The sequence below is a fragment of the Novosphingobium sp. NPDC080210 genome, from assembly GCF_050281025.1.
GTDB lineage: Bacteria > Pseudomonadota > Alphaproteobacteria > Sphingomonadales > Sphingomonadaceae > Novosphingobium.
Genome location: NZ_JBNNWL010000004.1, coordinates 295,783 through 318,333, shown reverse-complemented (window position 1 = coordinate 318,333; position 22,551 = coordinate 295,783). Strand labels below are relative to the sequence as shown.

General features: G+C 63.9%; 30 protein-coding genes and 1 tRNA gene. 20 read left to right on the top strand and 11 right to left on the bottom strand.

The window, feature by feature from the left end:
• From ACQKOE_RS13305 to ruvB, 6 genes are all read left to right on the top strand, one after another.
• Positions 1–744 (top strand): YebC/PmpR family DNA-binding transcriptional regulator, encoded by a 744-nt coding sequence (locus tag ACQKOE_RS13305; RefSeq protein WP_374588321.1) that lies wholly within the window; start codon positions 1–3, stop codon positions 742–744.
• A 6-nt stretch (positions 745–750) separates the two neighbouring features.
• Positions 751–1,101, top strand: a complete 351-nt coding sequence (locus ACQKOE_RS13300; RefSeq protein WP_374588319.1) for a DUF3147 family protein — start codon at positions 751–753, stop codon at positions 1,099–1,101.
• 1 nt (position 1,102) lies between these two features.
• On the top strand, positions 1,103–1,576 hold the full coding sequence (gene ruvC / locus ACQKOE_RS13295; protein ID WP_427513202.1) for a crossover junction endodeoxyribonuclease RuvC: 474 nt from the start codon (positions 1,103–1,105) through the stop codon (positions 1,574–1,576).
• A 66-nt stretch (positions 1,577–1,642) separates the two neighbouring features.
• Complete coding sequence (locus ACQKOE_RS13290) at positions 1,643–1,975, top strand: hypothetical protein (RefSeq protein WP_374588315.1); 333 nt, start codon at positions 1,643–1,645, stop codon at positions 1,973–1,975.
• 78 nt (positions 1,976–2,053) lie between these two features.
• Complete coding sequence (gene ruvA / locus ACQKOE_RS13285; RefSeq protein ID WP_427513201.1) at positions 2,054–2,653, top strand: Holliday junction branch migration protein RuvA; 600 nt, start codon at positions 2,054–2,056, stop codon at positions 2,651–2,653.
• On the top strand, positions 2,650–3,678 hold the full coding sequence (gene ruvB / locus ACQKOE_RS13280) for a Holliday junction branch migration DNA helicase RuvB (protein WP_374588311.1): 1,029 nt from the start codon (positions 2,650–2,652) through the stop codon (positions 3,676–3,678). The genes ruvA and ruvB overlap by 4 nt, the downstream gene beginning before the upstream one ends.
• Before the next feature lie 262 nt (positions 3,679–3,940).
• Here the strand turns inward: ruvB and acnA are convergent, their stop codons facing one another.
• The 5 genes from acnA to ACQKOE_RS13255 all read right to left on the bottom strand — a co-directional run bounded on the left by acnA (position 3,941) and on the right by ACQKOE_RS13255 (position 9,752).
• Positions 3,941–6,613: an aconitate hydratase AcnA gene (gene acnA, locus ACQKOE_RS13275; protein ID WP_374588309.1), complete on the bottom strand. Its 2,673-nt coding sequence runs from the start codon at positions 6,611–6,613 to the stop codon at positions 3,941–3,943.
• A 129-nt stretch (positions 6,614–6,742) separates the two neighbouring features.
• Positions 6,743–7,636, bottom strand: coding sequence for a DMT family transporter (locus ACQKOE_RS13270; RefSeq protein ID WP_427513200.1), 894 nt, complete (start codon positions 7,634–7,636; stop codon positions 6,743–6,745).
• 64 nt (positions 7,637–7,700) lie between these two features.
• Complete coding sequence (locus ACQKOE_RS13265) at positions 7,701–8,003, bottom strand: putative quinol monooxygenase (RefSeq protein ID WP_427513199.1); 303 nt, start codon at positions 8,001–8,003, stop codon at positions 7,701–7,703.
• 67 nt (positions 8,004–8,070) lie between these two features.
• Positions 8,071–8,457 carry a thermonuclease family protein gene (locus tag ACQKOE_RS13260; RefSeq protein WP_427513198.1) on the bottom strand — a complete coding sequence of 129 codons (387 nt, stop codon included), beginning with the start codon at positions 8,455–8,457 and terminating at the stop codon, positions 8,071–8,073.
• Positions 8,458–8,522: 65 nt separating this feature from the next.
• A complete protein-coding gene (locus tag ACQKOE_RS13255; protein ID WP_427513197.1) occupies positions 8,523–9,752 on the bottom strand; it encodes a NupC/NupG family nucleoside CNT transporter in 1,230 nt (409 codons plus the stop codon).
• A gap of 141 nt (positions 9,753–9,893) precedes the next feature.
• Here ACQKOE_RS13255 and ACQKOE_RS13250 point away from each other — a divergent pair, with 141 nt between their 5' ends.
• From ACQKOE_RS13250 to ACQKOE_RS13215, 8 genes are read left to right on the top strand one after another with little or no spacing between them, the layout of a single operon-like run.
• Positions 9,894–10,553: a queuosine precursor transporter gene (locus ACQKOE_RS13250; protein WP_427513196.1), complete on the top strand. Its 660-nt coding sequence runs from the start codon at positions 9,894–9,896 to the stop codon at positions 10,551–10,553.
• 44 nt (positions 10,554–10,597) lie between these two features.
• Positions 10,598–11,494 (top strand): acetylglutamate kinase, encoded by an 897-nt coding sequence (argB, locus tag ACQKOE_RS13245; RefSeq protein ID WP_427513195.1) that lies wholly within the window; start codon positions 10,598–10,600, stop codon positions 11,492–11,494.
• 41 nt (positions 11,495–11,535) lie between these two features.
• Positions 11,536–12,060, top strand: a complete 525-nt coding sequence (locus tag ACQKOE_RS13240) for a hypothetical protein (RefSeq protein WP_427513194.1) — start codon at positions 11,536–11,538, stop codon at positions 12,058–12,060.
• A gap of 57 nt (positions 12,061–12,117) precedes the next feature.
• Positions 12,118–12,408: a YggT family protein gene (locus ACQKOE_RS13235; RefSeq protein ID WP_374588293.1), complete on the top strand. Its 291-nt coding sequence runs from the start codon at positions 12,118–12,120 to the stop codon at positions 12,406–12,408.
• Positions 12,409–13,305, top strand: a complete 897-nt coding sequence (gene folD / locus ACQKOE_RS13230) for a bifunctional methylenetetrahydrofolate dehydrogenase/methenyltetrahydrofolate cyclohydrolase FolD (protein WP_427513193.1) — start codon at positions 12,409–12,411, stop codon at positions 13,303–13,305. It begins immediately after the preceding gene.
• A gap of 45 nt (positions 13,306–13,350) precedes the next feature.
• Positions 13,351–14,055: a hypothetical protein gene (locus ACQKOE_RS13225; RefSeq protein ID WP_427513192.1), complete on the top strand. Its 705-nt coding sequence runs from the start codon at positions 13,351–13,353 to the stop codon at positions 14,053–14,055.
• Between the two features lie 6 nt (positions 14,056–14,061).
• Positions 14,062–14,682, top strand: a complete 621-nt coding sequence (locus ACQKOE_RS13220; protein WP_427513191.1) for a MarC family protein — start codon at positions 14,062–14,064, stop codon at positions 14,680–14,682.
• Positions 14,679–15,020: a hypothetical protein gene (locus ACQKOE_RS13215; RefSeq protein WP_427513190.1), complete on the top strand. Its 342-nt coding sequence runs from the start codon at positions 14,679–14,681 to the stop codon at positions 15,018–15,020. The genes ACQKOE_RS13220 and ACQKOE_RS13215 overlap by 4 nt, the downstream gene beginning before the upstream one ends.
• A 5-nt stretch (positions 15,021–15,025) precedes the next feature.
• On the opposite strand, the gene ACQKOE_RS13210 is transcribed toward ACQKOE_RS13215, so the two are convergent.
• From ACQKOE_RS13210 to ACQKOE_RS13200, 3 genes are all read right to left on the bottom strand, one after another.
• The gene (locus tag ACQKOE_RS13210; protein WP_427513189.1) at positions 15,026–15,454 is read right to left on the bottom strand and encodes a hypothetical protein; all 429 of its coding nucleotides are present in this window, start codon (positions 15,452–15,454) and stop codon (positions 15,026–15,028) included.
• Positions 15,455–15,538: 84 nt separating this feature from the next.
• On the bottom strand, positions 15,539–16,144 hold the full coding sequence (locus tag ACQKOE_RS13205; protein ID WP_427513188.1) for an LON peptidase substrate-binding domain-containing protein: 606 nt from the start codon (positions 16,142–16,144) through the stop codon (positions 15,539–15,541).
• A gap of 13 nt (positions 16,145–16,157) precedes the next feature.
• Positions 16,158–17,051 (bottom strand): tetratricopeptide repeat protein, encoded by an 894-nt coding sequence (locus ACQKOE_RS13200; protein ID WP_427513219.1) that lies wholly within the window; start codon positions 17,049–17,051, stop codon positions 16,158–16,160.
• 194 nt (positions 17,052–17,245) lie between these two features.
• On the opposite strand from ACQKOE_RS13200, the gene ACQKOE_RS13195 reads away from it, so the two are divergent.
• Positions 17,246–17,320: transfer RNA gene (locus ACQKOE_RS13195), tRNA-Gly, on the top strand.
• A 255-nt stretch (positions 17,321–17,575) separates the two neighbouring features.
• Here the strand turns inward: ACQKOE_RS13195 and ACQKOE_RS13190 are convergent.
• The 3 genes from ACQKOE_RS13190 to ACQKOE_RS13180 all read right to left on the bottom strand — a co-directional run bounded on the left by ACQKOE_RS13190 (position 17,576) and on the right by ACQKOE_RS13180 (position 18,682).
• Positions 17,576–17,935, bottom strand: a complete 360-nt coding sequence (locus ACQKOE_RS13190; protein WP_427513187.1) for a hypothetical protein — start codon at positions 17,933–17,935, stop codon at positions 17,576–17,578.
• Positions 17,936–17,952: 17 nt separating this feature from the next.
• A complete protein-coding gene (locus tag ACQKOE_RS13185; protein WP_427513186.1) occupies positions 17,953–18,219 on the bottom strand; it encodes a hypothetical protein in 267 nt (88 codons plus the stop codon).
• 142 nt (positions 18,220–18,361) lie between these two features.
• Entirely contained in the window at positions 18,362–18,682 is a 321-nt protein-coding gene (locus ACQKOE_RS13180) for a hypothetical protein (protein WP_427513185.1), read from the bottom strand.
• 90 nt (positions 18,683–18,772) lie between these two features.
• On the opposite strand from ACQKOE_RS13180, the gene ACQKOE_RS13175 reads away from it, so the two are divergent.
• From ACQKOE_RS13175 to ACQKOE_RS13155, 5 genes are all read left to right on the top strand, one after another.
• Positions 18,773–19,573 carry a hypothetical protein gene (locus ACQKOE_RS13175; protein WP_427513184.1) on the top strand — a complete coding sequence of 267 codons (801 nt, stop codon included), beginning with the start codon at positions 18,773–18,775 and terminating at the stop codon, positions 19,571–19,573.
• Positions 19,570–19,839: a hypothetical protein gene (locus ACQKOE_RS13170; RefSeq protein WP_427513183.1), complete on the top strand. Its 270-nt coding sequence runs from the start codon at positions 19,570–19,572 to the stop codon at positions 19,837–19,839. The genes ACQKOE_RS13175 and ACQKOE_RS13170 overlap by 4 nt, the downstream gene beginning before the upstream one ends.
• A gap of 191 nt (positions 19,840–20,030) precedes the next feature.
• Positions 20,031–20,756 (top strand): hypothetical protein, encoded by a 726-nt coding sequence (locus tag ACQKOE_RS13165; RefSeq protein ID WP_427513182.1) that lies wholly within the window; start codon positions 20,031–20,033, stop codon positions 20,754–20,756.
• Between the two features lie 83 nt (positions 20,757–20,839).
• Positions 20,840–21,259, top strand: a complete 420-nt coding sequence (locus tag ACQKOE_RS13160; protein WP_427513181.1) for a LexA family protein — start codon at positions 20,840–20,842, stop codon at positions 21,257–21,259.
• The gene (locus ACQKOE_RS13155; protein WP_427513180.1) at positions 21,259–22,542 is read left to right on the top strand and encodes a Y-family DNA polymerase; all 1,284 of its coding nucleotides are present in this window, start codon (positions 21,259–21,261) and stop codon (positions 22,540–22,542) included. Before ACQKOE_RS13160 ends, ACQKOE_RS13155 begins: the two co-directional genes overlap by 1 nt.
• Positions 22,543–22,551 lie beyond the last annotated feature (9 nt).

The window sequence follows — 22,551 nt, the reverse complement described above, 5'->3', positions numbered from 1 at the left end:
ATGGCAGGCCATTCCAAATTCAAGAACATCATGCACCGCAAGGGTGCGCAGGACAAAAAGCGCGCCGCGCAGTTTTCCAAGCTGTCGCGCGAAATCACCGTGGCGGCCAAGATGGGCATGCCCGATCCGGACATGAACCCGCGCCTGCGCGCTGCGGTCAATGCCGCCCGCGCCCAGTCGATGCCCAAGGACAATATCCAGCGCGCCATCGAAAAGGCGAGCAAGGGCGACGGCGAGAATTACGAAGAAGTGCGCTATGAAGGCTATGGCCCCGGCGGCGTGGCGATCATTGTCGAGGCGCTGACCGACAACCGCAACCGCACCGCCACCAATGTCCGCACCGCCTTTGCCAAGAACGGCGGCAACCTGGGCGCATCGGGCGCGGTCAGCCACGGTTTCGAACGCCTGGGCCTGATCGAATATTCCGCAGCCGTGGGAGACGAGGACAAGGTCCTTGAAGCCGCGATCGAAGCCGGCGCCGACGATGTTGAAAGCGACGAGGAAGGCCACGCCATCTGGGTTGCGGTCGAAAACCTCCACCCCGTCGCCCGCGAACTGGAAAAGGTCCTGGGCGAAGCCGAAGGCGTGAAGCTGGCGTGGAAGCCCAGCCTCAAGACCGAAGTCGGCGAAGGCGATGCGGCGACGCTGCTCAAGCTGATCGACGTGCTGGACGACGATGATGACGTCCAGACCGTCTGGGGCAATTACGAAATCTCCGACGAAGTCATGGCGAAGCTGGGCTGACCCCTGGTGTTTGGCCTCGTCGCCAAGGCTCTGCTGTCTGGCGCGCTGATCGTGGCCATCGCCGAAATCGGCAAGCGCCTGCCCACGCTGGGCGCGCTGGTTGCTTCGCTGCCGCTCGTCTCGGTGCTGGGCATGATGCTGCTGTGGCATTCCCGGCCCGATGCCGAGAACATGGCGATCCATGCCGAGGCGACGTTCTGGTACGTGCTCCCCAGCCTGCCGATGTTCCTGCTGATCCCATATATGCTGCGGCAGGGCAGCGGGTTCTGGCTGGCGCTGCTGGCCGGCTGCGCGCTGACCATCGTGCTGTACCTGGGCATGGCCCATTTCGGCCCGCGTTTCGGGCTGAAGCTCTGACGTGCTGATCATCGGCCTTGACCCCTCGCTGACCTGCACGGGCTGGGGGATCGTGGCGAAAAACGGCAACCGCCTGAGCCATGTCGCCAATGGGCAGGTCAAGACGGATACCAAGCTGTCCCTGCCCGAACGGCTGGTGCTGCTCGACCGGGAACTGACCGACGTGATCCTGCACTACCGCCCGGATAGCGGCGCGGTTGAGGAGGTATTCGTCAACAAGAATCCCCAGTCGACCTTGAAGCTGGGGCAAGCGCGCGGCGTGTGTCTGCTTGCCCTTGCGCGAGCCGGGCTGGACGTGTCCGAATATGCGACCCGGCTGGTGAAAAAGGCCGTGGTCGGAACCGGCGCTGCCGAAAAGACGCAGGTTCAGGCCATGCTGGGCGTGCTGCTGCCCGGGGTGAAACTGGCCGGGGCTGACGCGGCGGACGCGCTGGCCGTGGCCATCGCTCACGCCCATCTGCTGGGCCGGCCCTAGCAAGGCAGTATTCAGGAAGGGCTGCTAAGGGGAAATCCGGGGGCCTGACCGGAGACGCCAATGCACATGTCCAAAACCCTTGCGCTCGCCGCGGTTGCAGGCCTTGCCCTGTCTGGCTGCGTGGCCAGCCGCTACCAGATTTCCGATGCGCTGATGCGCTATGGCCTGGACCGCAACGAGGCGAGCTGCGCGGCGGAATTCCTGCGCGGGCACCTCTCCACCGGACAGGTCAACCGCCTCGCCGATGCGGCGCGCTATTACGATACCGGCGGGCGCATGACCTTCGGCGACCTGATCCGCGTGGCGGGCCGGGTGAACGACAGCGAGGTCATGCTGCAAGTCGGCGCGGCGGCCCTGGCCTGCAAGATCGGCGCGGACATCCCCCTGCCGCGCTTCTGACGGGCACTCTTCCACAGCTGCGTTCGCCACTTGTTCCTTTTGCTTGCCGAACGGTGCCGGGCGGGTTAACCCGCTGGCATGATCGCCAAGCTGACCGGCACGCTCGATGATTTCGGACCCGACTGGGCGGTGATCGACGTCGCTGGCGTCGGCTATCTCGTCCAGTGCTCTGCGCGCACGCTGGCGGCGCTCGGCGTGCGTGGGGACCGGGTGACGGTCCACACCGAAATGCAGGTCAGCGAAACCGACATGCGCCTGATCGGCTTTGCCAGCGGGGGCGAGCGGGAATGGTTCCGCCTGCTGACCGGGGTGCAAGGCGTGGGATCCAAGATGGCCCTGGCCGTGCTTTCCGCGCTGACGGTGGAAGAATTGCAGCGCGCCTGCGCCGGGGGCGATGCGGCGATGGTTGCCCGTGCCCAAGGCGTGGGTCCGAAACTGGCCGCGCGGATCGTCAACGAACTGAAGGACAAGGCCGGGGCGCTGCCCTCGGTCGGCGGAGCCGCATTGGCCGCCGTGCCCGCCGGTTCGGCCAGCGCCGATGCCGTATCGGCCTTGCAGAACCTGGGCTTCAAACCGAACGTCGCCACCGAAGCAGTGGCCCGCGCCCTGGATGAACTGGGCGAGGGCGCAGGCCTGAATGACCTCGTCCGCGTTGCACTGAAAAGGGCAACGGGGTGACCGATAACCCGCTCCTCTCCTCAACCCGTCAGGCCGAAGATGCCGATGCGGCGCTGCGGCCCAAGTCGCTGGGCGAATTCGTCGGGCAGGCGGCGGCGAAGGACAATCTGCGGGTGTTCATCGAATCGGCGCGTTCGCGGCGCGAGGCGATGGATCATGTGCTGTTCTTCGGCCCGCCGGGGCTGGGCAAGACCACGCTGGCGCAGATCGTGGCCAAGGAACTGGGCGTCGGTTTTCGCGCCACCAGCGGGCCGGTGATTGCCAAGGCAGGCGATCTGGCCGCGCTCCTGACCAATCTGGAAGCGGGCGACGTCCTGTTCATTGACGAGATCCACCGCCTCAACCCGCAGGTTGAGGAAGTGCTCTATCCGGCGATGGAGGACCGCGCGCTGGACCTGATCATTGGCGAAGGACCATCCGCGCGCTCGGTGCGGATCGACTTGCCGCCTTTCACTCTGGTCGGCGCAACGACGCGGCAGGGCTTGCTGACCACGCCGCTGCGTGACCGCTTCGGCATTCCGGTGCGGCTCAACTTCTACACCGTGGACGAGCTGGAGAAGGTCGTGACGCGCGGCGCGGGACTGCTGGGCATCGGCATCGACCCGGACGGCGCGCGCGAGATTGCGCGGCGCGCGCGCGGTACGCCGCGCATCGCCGGACGCCTGCTGCGCCGGGTGCGCGACTTTGCCCATGTCGGCGGGGATGGCACGATCACCCGGGCGCTGGCGGACAGTTCGCTGACCCGGCTGGAAGTGGATTCGCTGGGCCTCGACGCGATGGACCGGCGCTATCTGAACATGATTGCCGACATCTACAAAGGCGGTCCGGTCGGCGTGGAAACGCTGGCAGCGGGCCTGTCCGAACCGCGCGACACAATCGAGGACGTGATCGAGCCCTACCTGATCCAGCTGGGCCTGGTCGCCCGCACCGCGCGCGGGCGCTGCCTGAACGATCGCGGCTGGCAGCACCTGGGCCTGACCCCGCCGAGCGGTTCGCAGACCGGGTTGTTCGACGGCGAGGGGTAACTGTTCCGGCAATCATGCTTCGACAAGCTCAGCATGAGCGGAGTCACGATCCCTAAGCCGTTCGTCCTGAGGAGGTGCTGAAGCGCAGGCTGAGGCGCCGTCTCGAAGGACAGCGGAGCACGCAGTGGTTCGAGACGGCTCCTCAATCTGCGATTTCGGTGCCTCCTCACCACGAACGGCATTGGGGAATAGTGGCAAGGGCGCACAAAAAAGGCGGCGGAACTGAAGTCCCGCCGCCCTTTTGCAGTCCGCTCTGACCGGCTTAAGCAGCCAGCTTGCGCAGTACGTAGTGCAGGATGCCGCCGTTCATGAAGTATTCGACTTCGTTGGCGGTATCGATGCGGCACAGCGCGGTGAAGGTGAACTTGCTGCCATCGCCGCGCGTCACTTCCACGGTCACGTCCTGGCGCGGCTTGAGATCGGCCACGCCGTGGATGGTGAAGGTGCAATCGCCGTCCAGGCCCAGGGTTTCACGGGTGTCGCCGCCCATGAACTGCAGCGGCAGCACGCCCATGCCGACCAGGTTCGAGCGGTGGATACGCTCAAAGCTTTCGACGATCACGGCGCGGACGCCGAGCAGGTTGGTGCCCTTGGCCGCCCAGTCGCGGCTGGAGCCGGTGCCGTATTCCTTGCCCGCGACGACGACCATCGGGGTGCCGGCGGCCTTGTGCTTCATCGCCACGTCATAGACCGGCAGCACTTCATCGCCATAGCGGCTGAAACCGCCTTCGGTGCCCGGAACCATCTCGTTCTTGATGCGGATGTTGGCGAAGGTGCCGCGCATCATGACTTCGTGGTGGCCGCGGCGCGCGCCGTAGGAGTTGAAGTCGGCCTTGGCGACCTGGTGCTCCATCAGCCACTGACCAGCCGGGCTGTCAGCCTTGATGTTGCCGGCCGGGCTGATGTGGTCGGTGGTGATCGAATCGCCCAGGATCAGCAGAGGCTTGGCTTCGATGATGTCCTGCACCGGGGCCGGGGTCATCGTCATGCCTTCGAAGTACGGCGGGTTGGCAACATAGGTGCTGCCCGCGCGCCACTGGTAGGTTTCGCTGCCGGTGACGTTGATCGCCTGCCAGTGCGCATCGCCCTTGTAGACGTCGGCATAGCGGGCCTGGAACATGGCGCGGTCCATGCACGAAGCCATGGTGTCGGCCACTTCCTGGTTGCTCGGCCAGATGTCCTTGAGGAACACGTCCTGGCCGTCCTTGCCCTTGCCGATCGGGGTGGTGACGAAGTCTTCGATCACCGTGCCCTTGAGCGCATAGGCCACCACCAGCGGCGGCGAGGCGAGGAAGTTGGCGCGCACGTCAGGGGAGACGCGGCCTTCGAAGTTGCGGTTGCCGGAAATCACGGCAGCGGCAACCAGGCCGTTTTCGTTGATCGCCTTGCTGATCGGCTCGGCCAGCGGGCCGGAGTTGCCGATGCAGGTGGTGCAGCCATAACCGACCAGGTTGAAGCCGATGTTGTCCAGATGCGGCTGGAGCCCGGCCTTGTTGAGGTAGTCGGTGACGACCTGCGAACCTGGTGCCAGCGAGGTCTTGACCCAGGGCTTGGGCTTCAGGCCCAGTTCGTCGGCCTTCTTGGCGACCAGACCAGCCGCCACGAGCACGCCCGGGTTGCTGGTGTTGGTGCAGCTGGTGATGGCAGCGATCATCACGTCGCCGTCGCCGATGTCGAAGTCCTTGCCTTCCACCGGAACGCGGGTGTTCGCCTTCTTGTAGGTTTCGGCCATGTCCTTGGCGAACACGTCGTCAACGTCGGGCAGCGACACGCGGTCCTGCGGGCGCTTCGGCCCGGCGAGCGAGGGCACGACGGTCGACAGGTCAAGCTCCAGGGTGCTGGAGAAGACGGGCTCAACCGACGGGTCGATCCAGAAGCCCTGCTCCTTGGCATAGGCTTCGACCAGGGCGATCTGGCTTTCTTCGCGGCCGGTCAGGCGCAGATAGTCCAGCGTCTTGTCGTCAATGCCGAAGAAGCCGCAGGTGGCGCCATATTCCGGGGCCATGTTGGCCAGGGTCGCGCGGTCAGCCAGAGTCAGACCGGCGAGGCCCGGGCCATAGTATTCGACGAAGCGGCCAACCACGCCGTGCTTGCGCAGCAGGTTGGTGCAGGTCAGCACCAGGTCGGTCGCGGTCACGCCTTCCTTGAGCGTGCCGGTCAGCTTGAAGCCGACCACTTCGGGGATCAGCATCGAAACCGGCTGGCCCAGCATGGCCGCTTCGGCTTCGATCCCGCCAACGCCCCAGCCCAGCACGCCCAGGCCGTTGACCATGGTGGTGTGGCTGTCGGTGCCGACGCAGGTGTCGGGATAGGCAACAGCCTGGCCGTTCTGGTCCTGCGAGGTCCAGACCGCCTGGGCGATGTTTTCCAGGTTGACCTGGTGGCAGATGCCGGTGCCCGGGGGCACGGCGTAGAAGTTGTTGAGCGACTTGGAACCCCACTTCAGGAAGTCATAGCGCTCCATGTTGCGGTGGTATTCGATCTCCACGTTCTCTTCGAACGCCTTGGGGTGACCGAATTCGTCGACCATGACCGAGTGGTCGATCACCAGGTTGACCGGAACCAGCGGGTTGATCTTGCTGGTGTCGCCGCCCAGCTTGGCAATGGCATCGCGCATGGCGGCCAGGTCGACCACGCAGGGAACGCCGGTGAAGTCCTGCAGCAGAACGCGCGCCGGGCGGTACTGGATTTCGTTGGTCGATTCCTTGGGGTTCTTCTGCCAGTCGACCACGGCCTTCACGTCGTCGGTCGAAACGGTGAAGCCGCCGTCTTCAAAACGCAGCAGGTTTTCCAGCAGCACCTTCATTGAGAACGGCAGGCGGGAAATGTCGCCGAACTTCTCGGCCGCCTTTTTCAGCGAGTAATAGGCGTAGTCCTTGCCACCGACATTAAGGGTGGAACGTGTGCCGAGCGTGTCCTGTCCGACCTGGGTCATGCGTAATTGCCTCCTGGTTGTGGAGGCCCCGCTACACGCGCCCCTTCGCGGCTGCAGCAGGACCGATTTGTCGGCGCTGCCGATGCGCGCGAATCCCTGCCGCGTCAAGGGCAGGGGCGCAATATAAGACTAAAGTGCCGTCTGTTCGATGTGCTTTCTGGCCGCGATCAGGCAGCCGGTCACGATCAGCGCGGCACCGGCGATCGTCGGCAGGGTCAGCGCTTCGCCGAACATCACCCAGCCGGTCAGCGCGGCCCAGATGAAGGCGCTGTATTCCAGCGGCAGCAGGACCTGGGTTTCCTCGCGGCCATAGCCCCACGAAATCAGCATCAGCGAAATGGTCGCGAGCAGGGCGGACCCGGCAATGTCGAGCAGCGCCGGGGCACTGGGCAGCTGCAACAGCCAGGGTGCGGCGAAAGACAGGAACAGGCCAGTAAACACCGCCTGGAACGCCGCTACTTCGACCGGGCCCGCGATCAGGGCCTGGCGGCGCTGGAGGATCAGGTTCCAGGCATAAAGCACGGCAGAAGTGAGGATCGAGGCAATGCCCCAGGCGGCATTGGCATCATAGCCGCCCTGGCCCAGCCGTCCGGCAGCAATGACCACCACCCCGCCCAGGCCGAGCACCGAGGCGAGGATCGCCCTGCTGCCGATCTTCTCGCCCAGGGTAACCGCCGCCAGGTAAAGCGCGATCAGCGGAGCAATGAACGAAATCGCCATGCCCTCTGCCAGGGGCAGGTATTTCAGCCCCCAGAAGAAGGTCGTGGCCATGAAGGCGCTGTTCAGACCGCGCAGGGCGTGGAGGCGCAGCACTTCGCCGCGCGGCCAGATGCCGCCGCGGGCTTTCCACAAGGGCAGCATCACGCCCATGCTGATCAGCGAGCGCCAGACCAGCGCGCTGTAGGCACCGATAGCCAGGCTGGCATTCTTCATCAGCCCGTCCATCACGGAAAAGCTGGCAATTCCCGCCGCTACGGCCAGGAATGGCGCGAGATGATGATGCTTGTGCTGGCCCGGTGCCACGGTGCTACTCCCCTTGAAGCCAAGGCCTAGGGGAGGGGCAGGTACGGCGCAAGGGGCGCAGCCCTTACATCAGCTTGCGCACTTCCTCGGCGCTGTAGAGCCGCAGGTCGGCGCCTTCGCGCTTCACGCTGCCCATCGCCTTGTTGAATGCGGCCATGTGCGCGCTGGCCGAATGGGCGGCGAGCGCCTCCTGGCTGGCCCAGCGTTCGGAAATGCGGATCAGGTCGGGATCGGCAACATCGCGCGCGAAGGAATAGTGCAGGCAACCCTCTTCCTGGTTGGTCGCTTCGACCATGGCGCGGGCCTGGTCGGCCACCTTGTCGAATTCCCCGGTTGCCAGCTTCAGCCAGCCCTCGATCAGCAGCATGTTCCTCTCCTCTGGAATTAATCAGACGATTAAAACCACGCCCATGCCGCGCGCGCAAGGGAAAGCGTCAGCGTTCGCCCAGCAGGACGCACCAGTCTGACCGCCGTCCGCGCCATGGTTCGGCCAGGCCTTCCTTGATCAGTTGCTGGCCGATCGACTGGCCGCCGCGCCGCGCCACGCGCAAGGCACGGCCATAGCGATCGGTGTCGCGGCCTGCGATTTCCAGCGTGAACGGGCCGTTGTTGAGCAGGGCCAGCAGCCGCCCCTTGGCCCTGTTGCCCAGGTCGCGTTCCGACTTGCAGCCGGCCTGTTCGGTCTCGGGCGCGTTGATGTCGGCCAGGCGTACCTTGACCCCGTTCATCCAGAACGTGTCGCCATCGACCACGCAATTGGTGCGTGGTGCATCGCCGCACAGGGTAAAAGCCGCTGCAAGTGCCAGGAATGAAAGCCCCATCCGCAGCCAAATGAATGGCGCGCGGATTTGTTCCAATCAGGGGAAATACGGGGTTTCGGTCCGTTTCAGAGGCTCAGGAACAGACCGGCCAGAGCGGCGCTCATCAGGTTGGACAGGCTGCCCGCCGCCAGCGCCTTCATCCCCAGGCGCGCGATCAGCGGGCGCTGGTTGGGGGCAAGGCCGCCAGTCACGGCCATCTGGATCGCGATCGAGCTGAAATTGGCAAAGCCGCACAGTGCGAATGTGACGATGGCGACCGTCTTTTCCGAAAGCTGGCTGGCCGCGCCCAGGTCGATGAAGGCGACGAATTCGTTGAGCACCACTTTGGTGCCGAAAAAGCCGCCCGCCTGCATCGATTCGGCCCAGCTGGGCGTGCCAAGCAGGTAGAAGATCGGCGCGAAGACATAGCCCAGGATCATCTGGAACGAGAGGTCGGGCTTGCCGAACCAGCCGCCAATGCCGCCCAGGATGCCGTTGGCCAGGGCCACCAGTGCAACGAAGGCGAGGACCATGGCGCCGACCATCACGGCCAGCTTGACGCCGGTCTGCGCGCCCTGGGCAGCGGCCATGATGACGTTGGCCGGACGCTCTTCCTCGTCCGGTATCGTGATTTCGTCTGGTTCGACCAGGGCGGCTCCCTTGGGGTCGGGCATGATGATCTTGGCCATCAGGATGCCGCCCGGGGCCGACATGAAAGCGGCTGCGACCAGATAGTCGATGCGGATGCCCATCGAGGCGTAGGCGGCCAAGATCGTTCCGGCGACGCCTGCCATGCCCACGCTCATCAGGCAGAACAGCTGGCTGGGGCCCAGCGCGGCGAGGTAGGGGCGGATCACCAGCGGGCTTTCCGACTGGCCGACGAAGATGTTGGCCGCAGCGGACAGGCTTTCGACCTTGCTGATCCCGGTCAGCTTTTCCAGCGCACCGCCGACCCAGCGGATCACCAGCTGCATGACGCCGATGTAATAGAGCACCGAAATCAGCGCGGCGAAGAAGATGATCACCGGCAGGGCGGCAATGGCAAAGGAATTGCCGCCGATTTCCGGCTTGGCCAAGGGGCCGAAGATGAATTCGGTCCCGGCGTGGGCATAGCCGAGCAGGGCCGAAACTCCGGCGGCGATGCCCTGAAGCACCTGGTTGCCCCACGGCACGTAGAGCACCAGCGCGGCAAAGCCCGCTTGCAGCGCAAAGGCCGCACCCACCACGCGCGGGCGGATCGCCTTGCGGTCAGCCGACAGCGCAAAGGCTATGGCCAGGATCAGGACGATGCCCAGCAGGCTCATCAGGTGCGACATGACGTTTGCGGTCCCCCGGAAATTCTATTGCGCGCCGGTGGTAGCGGCTTGAACCGGACAGTCAAATCCGCGCGCGTGCATATTTGGGGACGAAATGTCGCGCATCTTTCCTTGCGCGGAAAGCACCGCTAAGTCCTGACCATGCAGAACCAGACCGCCGCCTTTCCGCGCTCGCTCTTCATCTTTTCGCTGCTGTACGGCGGACTTTGCGTCCTGGCCGGGGTGATGGGGGTCAAGCTTGCCTCGCTGGGGCATTGGCCGCTGCTGGGCGACCTGGCGGTGGAAAGCGGGATTTTCGCCTTCCTGTTCCTGGTGATCATTTCCAGTGCGGTAGCGGAACTGTTCGGGCAGGAACGCGCCAACCAGCTGGTCCGCTATGGCTTTGTCCCGCTGATCGTGGCGATGATCATGCTGACCGTCGTGATCAGGGTCGTGCCGCCAGCCCCCTTCTGGGGCGATCAGGCAGCCTTTGAAAAACTGCTCAGCCAGGGCGTGCGGATGCAGTTCGCGGGGCTGATTTCCTATGGCACTTCGCAGACGCTGAATGTCTATCTGTTCAGCCGGATCGCCGGCGGGCAAGGGCGGTTGCTGGTGCTGCGCGCCTGGATCGCCAGCCTGCTTTCGCAGACGCTCGATACGGTCCTGTTCATCACGATCAGCTTCGTCGGGCAGGACCTGCCGCTGGCGCAGATCATGGAAGGCCAGATCATTTCCAAGCTGGTCCTTTCGACCATCATGGTCCCGCCGCTGATCGTGGTCTTCGTCAGGCTGGGGCGCTGGCTGGACCGCACTCCCGCTTAAAAAAGCTTCAATTCCGCGCAAGGGGGGCTAAAGCGGCCCTCATTATGCCGCACAATCACGATCCCGCGATGCTCGCCAAGGCCGAAACGCTGGTTGAGGCCCTGCCCTATCTCCAGCGCTATGCCGGACGTACCTTCGTGGTGAAGTACGGCGGCCACGCCATGGGCGATCCCGACCTGGCGCACGACTTTGCCGAAGACGTGGTCCTGCTGAAAGCGGTGGGGATCAATCCGGTCGTCGTCCACGGCGGCGGGCCGCAGATCGGCTCCATGCTCAAGAAGCTGGGCGTGGAAAGCACTTTCGTCGATGGCCTGCGCGTGACCGACAAGGCGACGGCGGAAGTGGCCGAGATGGTCCTGTCCGGCGCGATCAACAAGGAAATCGTCCGCTGGATTTCGGGCGCAGGGGGCAAGGCCATCGGCATTTCCGGCAAGGACGGCGGGCTGGTCACGGCCAGCAAGGTCCAGCGCACCACCAAGGACCCCGGCAGCCAGATCGAACAGGTGGTCGACTTGGGCTTCGTGGGTGAGCCGAAGTCGGTCGACACTTCGGTGATCAAGACGATCTCCGATGCCGGCATGATCCCGGTAATCGCGCCGATTGCCGTGGGTGAGGACGGGCAGACCTACAACATCAACGCCGATACCATGGCCGGCGCGATTGCCGCTGCCCTGGGCGCGGCGCGGCTGTTCCTGCTGACCGACGTGGCCGGGGTTCTGAACAAGGACAAGCAGCTGCTCACCGACCTGCGCCCCGCCGACATCGCCGGGCTTCAGGCCGATGGCACGATCAGCGGCGGGATGATTCCCAAGCTGGAAACCTGCATTCACGCGGTCGAGGCCGGGTGCGAAGCGGCCGTCGTGCTCGATGGCCGCGTGCCCCATGCCATGCTGCTCGAAATCTTCACCTCGCGCGGCGCGGGCACGCTGATCCGCGCCTGAGCGGTTCCGGTCCGGAACCGCAACAACACGTGCGGAGTTCCTTGACCATGATGTCCCGCGTGGTCCTGTCCGGAGCCGTTGCCGCGGCCGCGCTGCTGGCGGCCTGCGACGACCGCAAGCCACCGGCCCCGGAACCGACTGCGGCCGTGCAGCAAGCCGCAGTGGCGGAATCGCCCGCTGTGGTTACAACCGAACCCTCGCCTGCACTTGACGACCTTTCTACCTCGCGCGACCCGCGCCGGGTGGTGATCGCCTGGGCCAAGGCCATGAGTCTCAAGGACTGGGACAAGGCCTATCGTTTCTGGGGAGAGCAGGGCGCCCGGTCCGGGCTGACCCTGGATGAGTTTCGCGCGCGCTGGGGCAAGATCCAGGAACCGCAGTTCGACATTGCCGAAGGACGGGCCGAGGGAGCGGCTGGATCGCTCTACTATACCGCACCGATCACCCTGATCGACGGAACCCGGCGCGTTCCGGGCGAAATCGTGCTGCGCCGCGCCAATGACGTGCCGGGCGCCAGTGCAGAGCAATTGCGCTGGCATATCGAGCGGCTGGAACTCAAGCCCTAGCAGCACTGCAATCGTTCGGCTATCAGCGCGCCATCATTGCAACAAAGGATAATCCCTGTGCTGTTAATCCTGCTCAGCGTGGTATCGCTCCTCGTGCAGCTGATCATCGCGCTGGTGATCGTGCAGTTCATCGTGTCGCTGCTTTTCGCGTTCAACGTGGTGAACCCGCACAATGAAATCGCCGGGGCCATCTATCGCAGCTGCAACATGCTGCTCCAGCCGCTGCTCAGCCCGATCCAGCGGATCATGCCGGACACGCGTCCGCTCGATCTGTCGCCCATGGTGCTGATCTTCGGCCTCACCATCCTGGAGCGAATTCTCGTCCAGGTCGCCTATCAAGGAATGTAAATGACCGCCTCGATCATTGACGGCAAAGCCTTCGCCGCCGGCCTGCGTGCGCGGGTTGCCGAATATGCCGCAACTTTCGAACAGGCCGCGGGCCGCAAGGCGGGCCTCGCGGTTGTGCTGGTGGGAGAGGACCCGGCCAGCAAGGTCTATGTCGCGTCCAAGGGCAAGGCGACGATCGAATGCGGGATGAACAGCTTTGAACACCGGCTGCCCGAGGATGCAAGTCAAGAGGCGCTGCTGGCCCTCGTCGATCAGCTCAATGCCGATCCGGCAGTCGACGGCATCCTGGTCCAGCTGCCCCTGCCGAAGCACCTTGACGAACAGGCCGTGGTTGCGCGGATCAGCCCGGACAAGGACGTCGACGGCCTGACCCCGATCAGCACCGGGCGGCTGGCGCTCGGTCTGCCGGGACTGGTTCCCTGCACGCCGCTCGGCTCGCTGATGCTGCTCAAGGACCGGCTGGGCGACCTGTCGGGCAAGGATGCCGTGGTGATCGGACGTTCGATCCTGGTCGGCAAGCCGATGGCGCAATTGCTGCTGGCCGAAAACTGCACCGTCACCATCGCGCACAGCCGCACGCGTGACCTGCCCGACGTGGTCCGCCGCGCCGATATCGTCGTCGCCGCCGTGGGCCGTCCGGAAATGATCAAGGGCGACTGGATCAAGCCCGGCGCGACCGTGATCGACGTGGGCATCAACCGCCTTGCCCCCGCCGAGGGACAGGCCAAGGGCCGCCTGGTAGGCGACGTGGACTATGCCGAGGCCTTGCAGGTGGCCGGCGCAGTCACGCCAGTTCCGGGCGGGGTCGGGCCGATGACCATTGCGGTCCTGCTGCGCAATGCGCTGGTCGCGGCGCACCGCAATGCATGCGTCGCCCTGGCCGAGGGTGCGCTTTAACAAAGCGCGCTGGCTATCGCGCGGCGGGAATAGTAGAACCGGGCCATGAAGCGCACGATTCTATGGGGGCTTGCGCTTGCGCTCGCCGCCTCGCCAGCACTCTCGCAGGACCGCCGGAATACCGGTGCACCTGCCCATGCCAACCCCGGCGCTGTCGTTGCAGAGGAACTGGCCTTTGCCCGCCTGGCCCAGGAAAAGGGGCAGTGGACGGCCTTTCGCGAAACCGCGACCAAGGACGCGGTGATGTTCGTGCCGCAGATGGTCTATGCGCAGGAGCACCTGAAGGACCGCGCCAATCCCGATCAGCCGGTGAAGTGGCAGCCGCACCAGGTCTGGTCCAGTTGCGATGGCTCACTGGCGGTGACGCGCGGGGCGTGGCAGCGCCCCGATGGAGCCACCGGCTGGTTCACCACGGTCTGGCAAAAGCAGAAGAACGGGCGGTACAAATGGGTGCTGGACCAGGGTGACGCCCTGCCCATGCCGCTCGACGCGCCGGACATGGTCGTCTCCAAAACCGCGGACTGCCCGGCGGGCTATCGTCCGGGGCGCGGTCTCAAGATCAAGGACTTCAAGGGCAAGCTGCCGCCGCTCGACGCTTCGCGCCGCGCAGGCCAGTCGCTGGACGGGACCCTGGGCTGGGAAGCCAGCGTGGCTCCCGATGGCGCACGCCGTTTCGTGGTGGCGATGCAGATCGATGGCCAGCGCGTGACGGTTCAGGACGTGCAGATGGAAGCGCCGGGGAAGCAGTAACCGGCGATGTGGGAACTGTTCCTTTCGGCTTTCGTCACCCTGTTCGTGGTGATCGATCCCCCCGGCTGCGCGCCGATCTATGCCGGTCTGGTCAAGGGTGCCAGCCACCGCCAGGCCACTTCGATGGCCGTGCGCGCGACCTTTATCGCCACGCTGATCCTGCTGGTCTTCGCCCTGTTCGGCGAGGTGCTGCTGGGCGCGCTGCATATCGAACTGAACTCGTTCCGGATCGCGGGCGGGATCATGCTGTTCGTGATCGCCATGGACATGGTCTTCGAAAAGCGCACCCAGCGGCGCGAGGAGCGGGCCGACAAGATCCGCGCCACGCCCGAGGTTGAAGATGTATCCGTTTTCCCGATGGCCATGCCGATGATTGCCGGACCGGGTTCCATCGCCACGATCATGTTGCTGACGTCCAAGGCGCAGGGAACGCAGCAGACACTGGTCGTCCTCGCGGCCATGGCGGCGGTGCTGGTCCTGACCCTGGCCGCACTGGTGACGGCAGGCCCCTTGATGAAACTGCTCGGCGCGCGGGTCGAGGCGGTCATTACTCGTTTGTTAGGGGTTCTTCTGGCAGCACTCGCCGCACAATATGTGATCGACGGGATAAAGGCTGTGCTGGGATGAAAGGACTGATTGTTGTGGCCGGGGCGCTGGTCCTGGCCGCGTGCTCGGGCAAGGCGGCGGACACCGCACCAGTGGCAACCGAAACCGCAAGTGCGGCGAGCGCCAAGGCAACCGCCAAGACGGAAGAAGAAGAGGCTCCCCTTACCGCGGCGACTTGCATCGAACGGGCCAAGGGCACCGGGATGCGCGCCGAAATCGCCCGCCCCTGCCATGAAGAGGCCTGCGACAAGGGCGATGCCCGCGCTTGCGAGATCCTGAAGAACTATGACGGCTACGCCGCCGCCCCGGGGAGGGACGACGGCGAGGAAAGCGGCGAAGCTGAAACCGCGCCCGAGTAACCGTCTTACCGGAAGATCACGTCAACGATCGACCGGGTGATCGCATCGATCACGTAAACGCGGTTGTCACGGTACATGTAGCGATAGTCCGGGTTCATCTCGTAACGGTCGCGGTAGTAATCCGGCAGGCGGTCATAGCCGACATAGTAGTTCGACCAGGTCGCCGGGATGCGATAACCCTTCTTCCACTGGCCCGGGGGGATGCAGCCAGGGTATTTCTTGGCCAGTCCCGGGGGGCAGGCCTTGCCCGCATAGCGATAGCCAGTGCTGGCCCGCTTGCTTGAACGCACGTGCTTGCTTGCCTTGCCGTGGCCGGAATGCGCCTTCGCCGCCTTGTGCGCACCGCTACGCCCCTTGCCGGGATCGGCCATGGCGACGCCGGGTACGGCCATGGCCAGAGCCGCTGCGCCCATCAGGAAAATTCGGATCGACATTTCGTCTGCTCCTTGTTGTTGTCTCAACATGTCTTGCAGAGGAAACCGGCTGATCCGGGCTTGGTTCCCGGCGGCCCGGGAGCGCTATTGCAGCGTAACGGTGGGATCGTCGCTGTCGCGGCGGCCAAAGAACTGCATCAGCTGGACCAGCAATTCGCACCGCGCCGACAGTCCGGGCGCTTCCAGCAGCGCCTGCTTGGAGGCAATGTCGAACGGCACGATCTGGCTGGTTCCATCGATCAGCGATTCGTCGTCGAGCCGGGTCACGGCCTCCCAATCGACCGCATAGCCCTGCGATTCGGCAAAGCGCCGCGCTTCGCGTTCAAAGCTGGCGCGCTCTACCGGGGAGAGGGCCGGATAGTCATCGTCCGGCAACAGTTCCGCCTCGATCTGGCGGAATGGCGTGGCCGAATCCAGTTCGCGCAGCATCCGGAACCGCGCCTCGCCTTGCAGGATGATGTTGAACCGCCCGTCTTCCAGCGCTTCGACTTCCTCGATCTTGCCCAGGCAGCCGACCTGGTACAGCGGCGCGCCTTCCTCGGCGCGTTGCGGCTGGATCATCCCGATCCGGCGGTCGCGTGCCAGGGCATCCTTCACCAGGGCCCGGTAGCGCGGCTCAAAGATGTGTAGCGGCACTTGCAGGCCGGGAAAAAGGATCACGCCGGGCAGGGGGAAAATGGAAACGCGCATGGCGGGGGCCGTTCTACCCGAACAGGATCAGCGAGAGGCGGCGGCGCTGGCCTGCGACCCAGGGGTCTTCCAGTCCGACCGCTTCAAAGATCTGCAGCAGCTTGGCCCTGGCCGCGCCCTCGTTCCATTCGCGGTCCGCGGCGATCATGGCCAGCAGGGTGTCGGCCGCCTTGTCACGGTCGCTTGCGGCAAAGGCTGCCTCGGCATAGGCGAGCTGCCCTTCGGGATTGTCCGGCGTGGCCGCAGCCTCAAGCGCGGCGAGTTCGCTGTCGGCGGGCTTGTTGCGCACCAGTTCCAGCGCCGCGCGGGCGCGAGCGACTTCCGCGTCATCGGCCAGTTCGGCCGGCAGCGCGTTCAGCACGGCCTCGGCCTCGTCCACTTCGCCCAGCGCAGTCATGGCGCGAATCAGGCCGCCATAGGCTGCACCGCTGCCCGCGTCGATTTCAACGATCTGCGAAAAGATCGAGGCCGCGCGCTCCGCATCGCCGCCCGCCAGCACCTCTTCACCCATGGCCAGCAGCGGCGCAATGTCCTGGGCTGGCGCGCCGCCGGGCTTGATCGGCAGCTTGGCCAGCAACTGGTCCAGAGTCGCCTTCAATTGCGATTCGCTGCGCGCATTGGTCAGGTCCGCCACCGGCTGGCCCTGAAAGATCGCATAGACCGTCGGGATCGAGCGAACCTGGAACTGCCCGGCAATAAAGCCTTCCTCGTCCACGTTCACCTTGGCCAGGACCACGCCCTTGTCGGCATAGTCGGCGGCGACCTTTTCCAGAACCGGGGTCAGCGCCTTGCACGGACCGCACCATTCGGCCCAGAAATCCAGGATTACCAGCGAATGCATCGACGGTTCGACCACATTGGCGCGGAACCTGTCGACCGCCTTCTGCTCTTCCAGGTTCAGCCCCATGCTTGCCACGTAACACACTCCTTCATGCGCAAATGCAGAACGCCAATGTGGGCCTTCGCGCCCATTTGTGAAGAGATAATCGCCTGACAGACATTTAGCGCAATTTTCCCCTTGGCAAGCTCACCACCCGCTGCTAATCGCGCGCCTCACCCCGGCCCCGGGGCGCACAAACGCAAGGGGCTGCAAACGTTCGAGCGGGCGTAGCTCAGGGGTAGAGCACAACCTTGCCAAGGTTGGGGTCGAGGGTTCGAATCCCTTCGCCCGCTCCAGTTTCTCCCGGACATATATTCAGAGGCCAAGGCCAGCCGGTCTGACGAGCGGTTAGTCGGGCTTGAGCTCTATTGGTCGCGCGAACCGCGCCCTCGTCATAAGACCCGGGCTGACTTCCTCCCGAACCATTTGCCCATCGGTGCCAACCGCGAAGCCGACTGGAACAAGGGCAAGGTCCACGCGCTCCACCGGAGCCGGATGGGCAAGCCCTGCGGCCCGGATGTCCTCCCGTCGCAGGCAAATCTGGCCGTCCTTCACGGCCACTGCCGGGCGCAGTCCGCTGTCGGCACAAGGCACGCGTTCCACCGGGTAGGAGATTTCTCGTGGCGGGGACGCGATGGTGCGATGTGCGGGTCCATCGTGATGATCACAAACAGGCCAACGCCCGCAGCCGCGGGCAGGCGCAGCAGGCCACACGTCCGCTCAAGCAGAAGGGTGTCGGAATCGCGTTGCAGCAGGTCGAGGCTGAAGAGAACGCGGGCCAGCAGATAAGTGGCTGCAACCAGCGCCGCCGCCAGTTGCAGCACTATCCATGCCGCACCGTCCACGGCCCAATCGTCTGTCGCCGAAACGGTCAGGGCCGCCAGGAACACGGCAGCGAGTGCCAGAGGCAAGGAAAGCCGGGGCCAGGTCACGGGATTTCGTTCGGCCAGCACACGTCATAACGCTTTGCGCGCCCATTCCAGAACAGCGCAATGTCGATACCGGCCTCGGTCGCCATCAACAGGAAGTCGTGGCGCAGGTCCGGGCAATCCTTGCGGAACCCCTGCGCCAACCGCGTATTGGCGCGCTGGGCATCGACCGGGTGGCCAGCGCGCACTCTGGCGGAAATTTCCACATAGGGGCTGTGAAGAAGATAGCGGGCTGTGCTGCGGGAGTTTTCGGCAACCAGCGCCAAGGTCTGATCCTCGTCGGTCAGTCCCTGCGCCGCGGCGTCGCCATCCCACGGGTTGGCGATGATGATGTCGGGGGCGAGCCCGCGCCCCGCGCCGCCGGGCAGGATGTGGACGACCGAGATTGCGTCCGGCTTGCCATCGCCATCAAGGTCCGCCTCCGTAATGGGCGAGCGAAACCGCGGGTGCGGGGCAATGCGCGCGCGCCTCGTCGCTGGTGGGCAGGTCCGGCCCTAGATCACCCAGCGCGGTGCAATCCGGGCCTTCGGCGGAAAAATCGACGAGACGCAGATATTCCTCGTGAAGCCGGGGGTCTATCGCATCGGGATCGATCCCTTCGGCCTGGAACAGGCGCAGGGCCGACGGGTAATAGCTGGCTGCCGTGCGGCAATCATCGGTGCCGCCCTCGAGGAACAGATTGACCTTTCCGCTCGAACTCCGCCCCCTGATACCTGCGCTGTATTGCATCGCGTTCTTCGGCGCGGTGGTGGCCAGGTTGTAGGTCGCCGTGCCGACAGCCGCCGTGCCGCTTTCCGTCGGCGAGAAGTTGCGGAGCGCGTGGACGCCAAGCCATGGACTGACCTTGAAGCCCCGATCTTCACCCGGGGCCCATCTGGCGTTGGCCTCTCCCCAGACGAGCTTTCCGCCAAATCGGCCGATGCTCTGATGGTCTCCGGCGGCATAACTGCTGAAGGCATCGACCGCGATGGCCTTGCGGCAGAGCGCGAGCAGGGCATCTTCGAAACTGCCCGAACCTCCCCGAACTTAAGAATATTACGATGGCTGACGGCACCATTGCTGACGTGCGGATCGTCCAGTTTAATGACCAAGCCAAGCTCTATGTCCCGCGAGGATGGTTTACCGCCGATCTGGTTGACAAGGCTTTTCGTCCAGGTGGGTTTATTCCGAGAGATTATTTGCAGAATTTTTCTCCGGATATCCACGCGGACGAATGCCCTGGGGCTCGCGGAGGTGTTGGCGCGCTTTGATCTGGGTGAAGGCGGATTGGTTCCCTTCACGATCTATCAGGCGGACCTGGTAACGCCGCTGGAAGGGCCGTACTTCCTGCTCAACTTTGGTGCGCGGAAGGACAGTCTACTGCCCGAGCTGTGCGAGGATGCGCAAAAGTGGATCACGCTCAAGGATAGTGGGCGGCAACTGTGGAGGATCAAATATCTCAATGAAAATGCCGAAGTTGTGGTGGATTCTACTGCGCTTAGTGGTGCCGATCCGTGGTTTGAGGGGGGTACTCACAATAAAATATTCCTGAGTGACGCGCTCGCTTCAGTCATCATCGGCATCGGCTTAGGCGAAGACTTCCGCTTGATTCCATGCCGCGTGGTGGAAGCGCAGCCATGAGCGGCGATCCAAAGGCGCAACGCGCCCGTTGGCTCGGTTATGAGATTCAGCAAATCTTTGCCAATGAGATACTCACGCGGGACAGTGCATCGGCAGAGGCAGCGCGAGAGTTCCTGATTGATGTCGGCTGCGACATCGAGTCACGCAGCAATAAGATCGCGCCTCTCTCGGTGCGGTTCCGCAGTACGGTTCTGAATTTGGTTGTCGCGGTTTTCCGCCGGTTTGCTCGGGGCCATTTGGGGGGCGGAGAGCAGTTCGTGCCGTAAGGCTGGCGGAGGATGCAGAACCCCAATCCGAAGTTCTCTGGCGCACAAGTGATTGATTTCGCTGTTTTGTAATAAGATTTCTAATACCGGCTTCGGCCATAGTGTGCCTGTCTCGATATTGCCTTCGAATAGCCAGATGAGACGGCGGACCTGCGCTTGGTATCAGGCCCAAATTCGGGCACAGCTTACGCATGATCGAGCTCCTGCCTGTTGATGATGCCGAACCCGCATTTGTGCACTCGCCCCTTCTCAAGGGGGCGCTGCTGACGCTCGAGTATATTGAAACTAACGGCCCGATCGGCCTTACGCCTTCGAAGGCGTTGAAGCGTTATTTCGTTGAGTGGGCCGCTGAAGCTTTTGCCTGGCCTCAGTACACCGCCGAGGAACTCTACTACCTAAACAAGGTCTTGAATGAGGCGGACTTCGTTCCGCTGTTCATGCTCCATGACCTGTTGATCAGCCTGAAACTGGTGCGCCACCAGAAAGGTGCGATGCATGTAACGAAACTGGGCAAGCAGCTCCGATATCACCCTGGAGCACTGTGGGCTGTTCTGGCGAAACGGATTTTCGGAGGTTTCGACGCCACCCCATATGCAAGGTATGAGGTTCCCTTTGTGGGCAATTGGGATGTCTACCTTAACGTCATAAACGTGGAGGCCCATATGGGCTGCACCGACGATCACCTATGTGAGGTTTTGTTCGGCAGCATAAGGGGCCAGCATGGCCTCGCTCATGCCAATCTCAAATCTGCTTTCTATGTCCACTGCTTGAGGTCACTGGTCTGGTTGGGTCTTCTGCATGAGACGACGACTGGCGAGGCCCTGCGCCGAGAACGGATTTTCTCGAAAACACCGCTCTGGCTTGCAGCTCTTTGGCTTGAGACGGATCCCCTCGTTTTGGCTCGGCAGGTCCACTGAGACCGTGAGGACCGCACTGCCCAATTGACGAATCATCGCATCAATGTTCTTTTTATGTTCCAATCCATCTGGGAACCTGAAAAGTGCTGCGCCTCGTCGATACCCCGTCCAAACTCGAACTTCCGCTGTTCACCTCCACAGTGCCAGCTGGATTCCCGAGCCCGGCGGATGACCACATCGAGGGCAAGCTCGACCTGAACGAGCATCTCGTGCGCAGGCCGGCGGCAACATTTTTCGTGCGGGCATCAGGAGAATCGATGCGCGGTGCGGGGATCTTCGATGGGGACTTGCTGATCATCGACCGCGGTGTGAGCCCGCAGCCCGACGACATCGTCATCGCCATCCTGCATGGCGAGCTCACTGTTAAACGCCTCAAGAAGAGCGACGGGCAATGGCTCCTTGCGGCCGAAAATAGCGCCTATCCGTCATTGCCGCTCATTGAAGGCGATTGTGAGATTTGGGGCGTGGTGACCCATAGTATCCGGCGTCACTGTGGCCGCTGATGGCCACCTTCGCACTGGTCGACTGCAACAACTTTTATGCATCCTGTGAGCGGCTCTTCCAGCCCCGCTTGCGGGGGCGACCGGTCGTGGTCCTATCGAACAATGACGGCTGCGTCATAGCCCGGTCCAATGAGGCGAAGGCCCTTGGTGTCGCAATGGGCGCACCGCTGTTCAAGATCCGTAAGCTGGTCGAGGAACACAACATTGCCGTCTGCTCCTCCAACTATGCGCTCTACGGCGACATCTCCGAGCGGGTCATGAGCGTTCTGGGGTCAAATGCTCCAGGCCACGAGATCTACAGTATCGACGAATGCTTCCTCGATCTCGACCGCATCGCCGTGCCGGACCTGACGGAATGGTGCCGTGACCTTCGGCAAACGACCCTGCAATGGACGGGCATCCCGGTGTCGGTTGGTGTGGGACCCACCAAGACCCTGGCTAAGCTTGCCAACCGGTTAGCGAAGAAGTCAGCGAAAGCCGGCGGGGTGCTGGATCTGGTGCATCATCCGAACTGGATCGACGCAGCCTTGCGCAAAACGCCGATCGGCGATGTTTGGGGCGTAGGCCGCCGCTGGAGCGTGATGCTTGAGGAGCGCGGCATGCACACCGCTTATGACTTTGCCAGCGCGCCGGATGCCTGGGTCCGGCAGCGGATGGGCGTTGTGGGCCTGCGCACCGTCCACGAACTGCGCGGGCATGTTTGCCATGCCCTGGAAGACCAGCCTCCGCCCAAGCAGACGACTTGCTGCTCGCGCACCTTTGGCACGGCCATATACGACAAGGGTCAGGTGCATGACGCCGTAATGGGCTTTGCAGAGCGGGCGGCTGAAAAGGTCCGCCACGCGGGTCAGGTGGCAGGCGCTGTGCAGCTGTTCATTCGGACTGACCCATTCGCGCAGGACATGCCGCAGAAGTCTGCGTCAGGCTCCGCGACGTTCCACCGGCCTACGTCAGACACTCGCGACATCACTGCAGCGGTCCTGCGGATATTCGAACGCATCTGGCGCGATGGATACGGCTGGCGGAAGGCTGGTGTACTCCTGCTCGATCTGGCTGCGCCCGGGGCTGCCCCAGCATCACTATTCGACGTGATGGAGGCGCCAGACGATGGTCTGATGCAGGCGATCGACCGGATCAACGATCGCTATGGCCGCGGGACCGCCAGACTGGGATTGGCCCAGAAGGATGCTGAATGGCGCATGCGGCGGGAGAACCTTTCGCCCAGCTTCACGACCCGGTGGGGTGAGGATCAGCGTGCAATAGGCACCCCCTTCGTGGGGTGATCGGCGTGC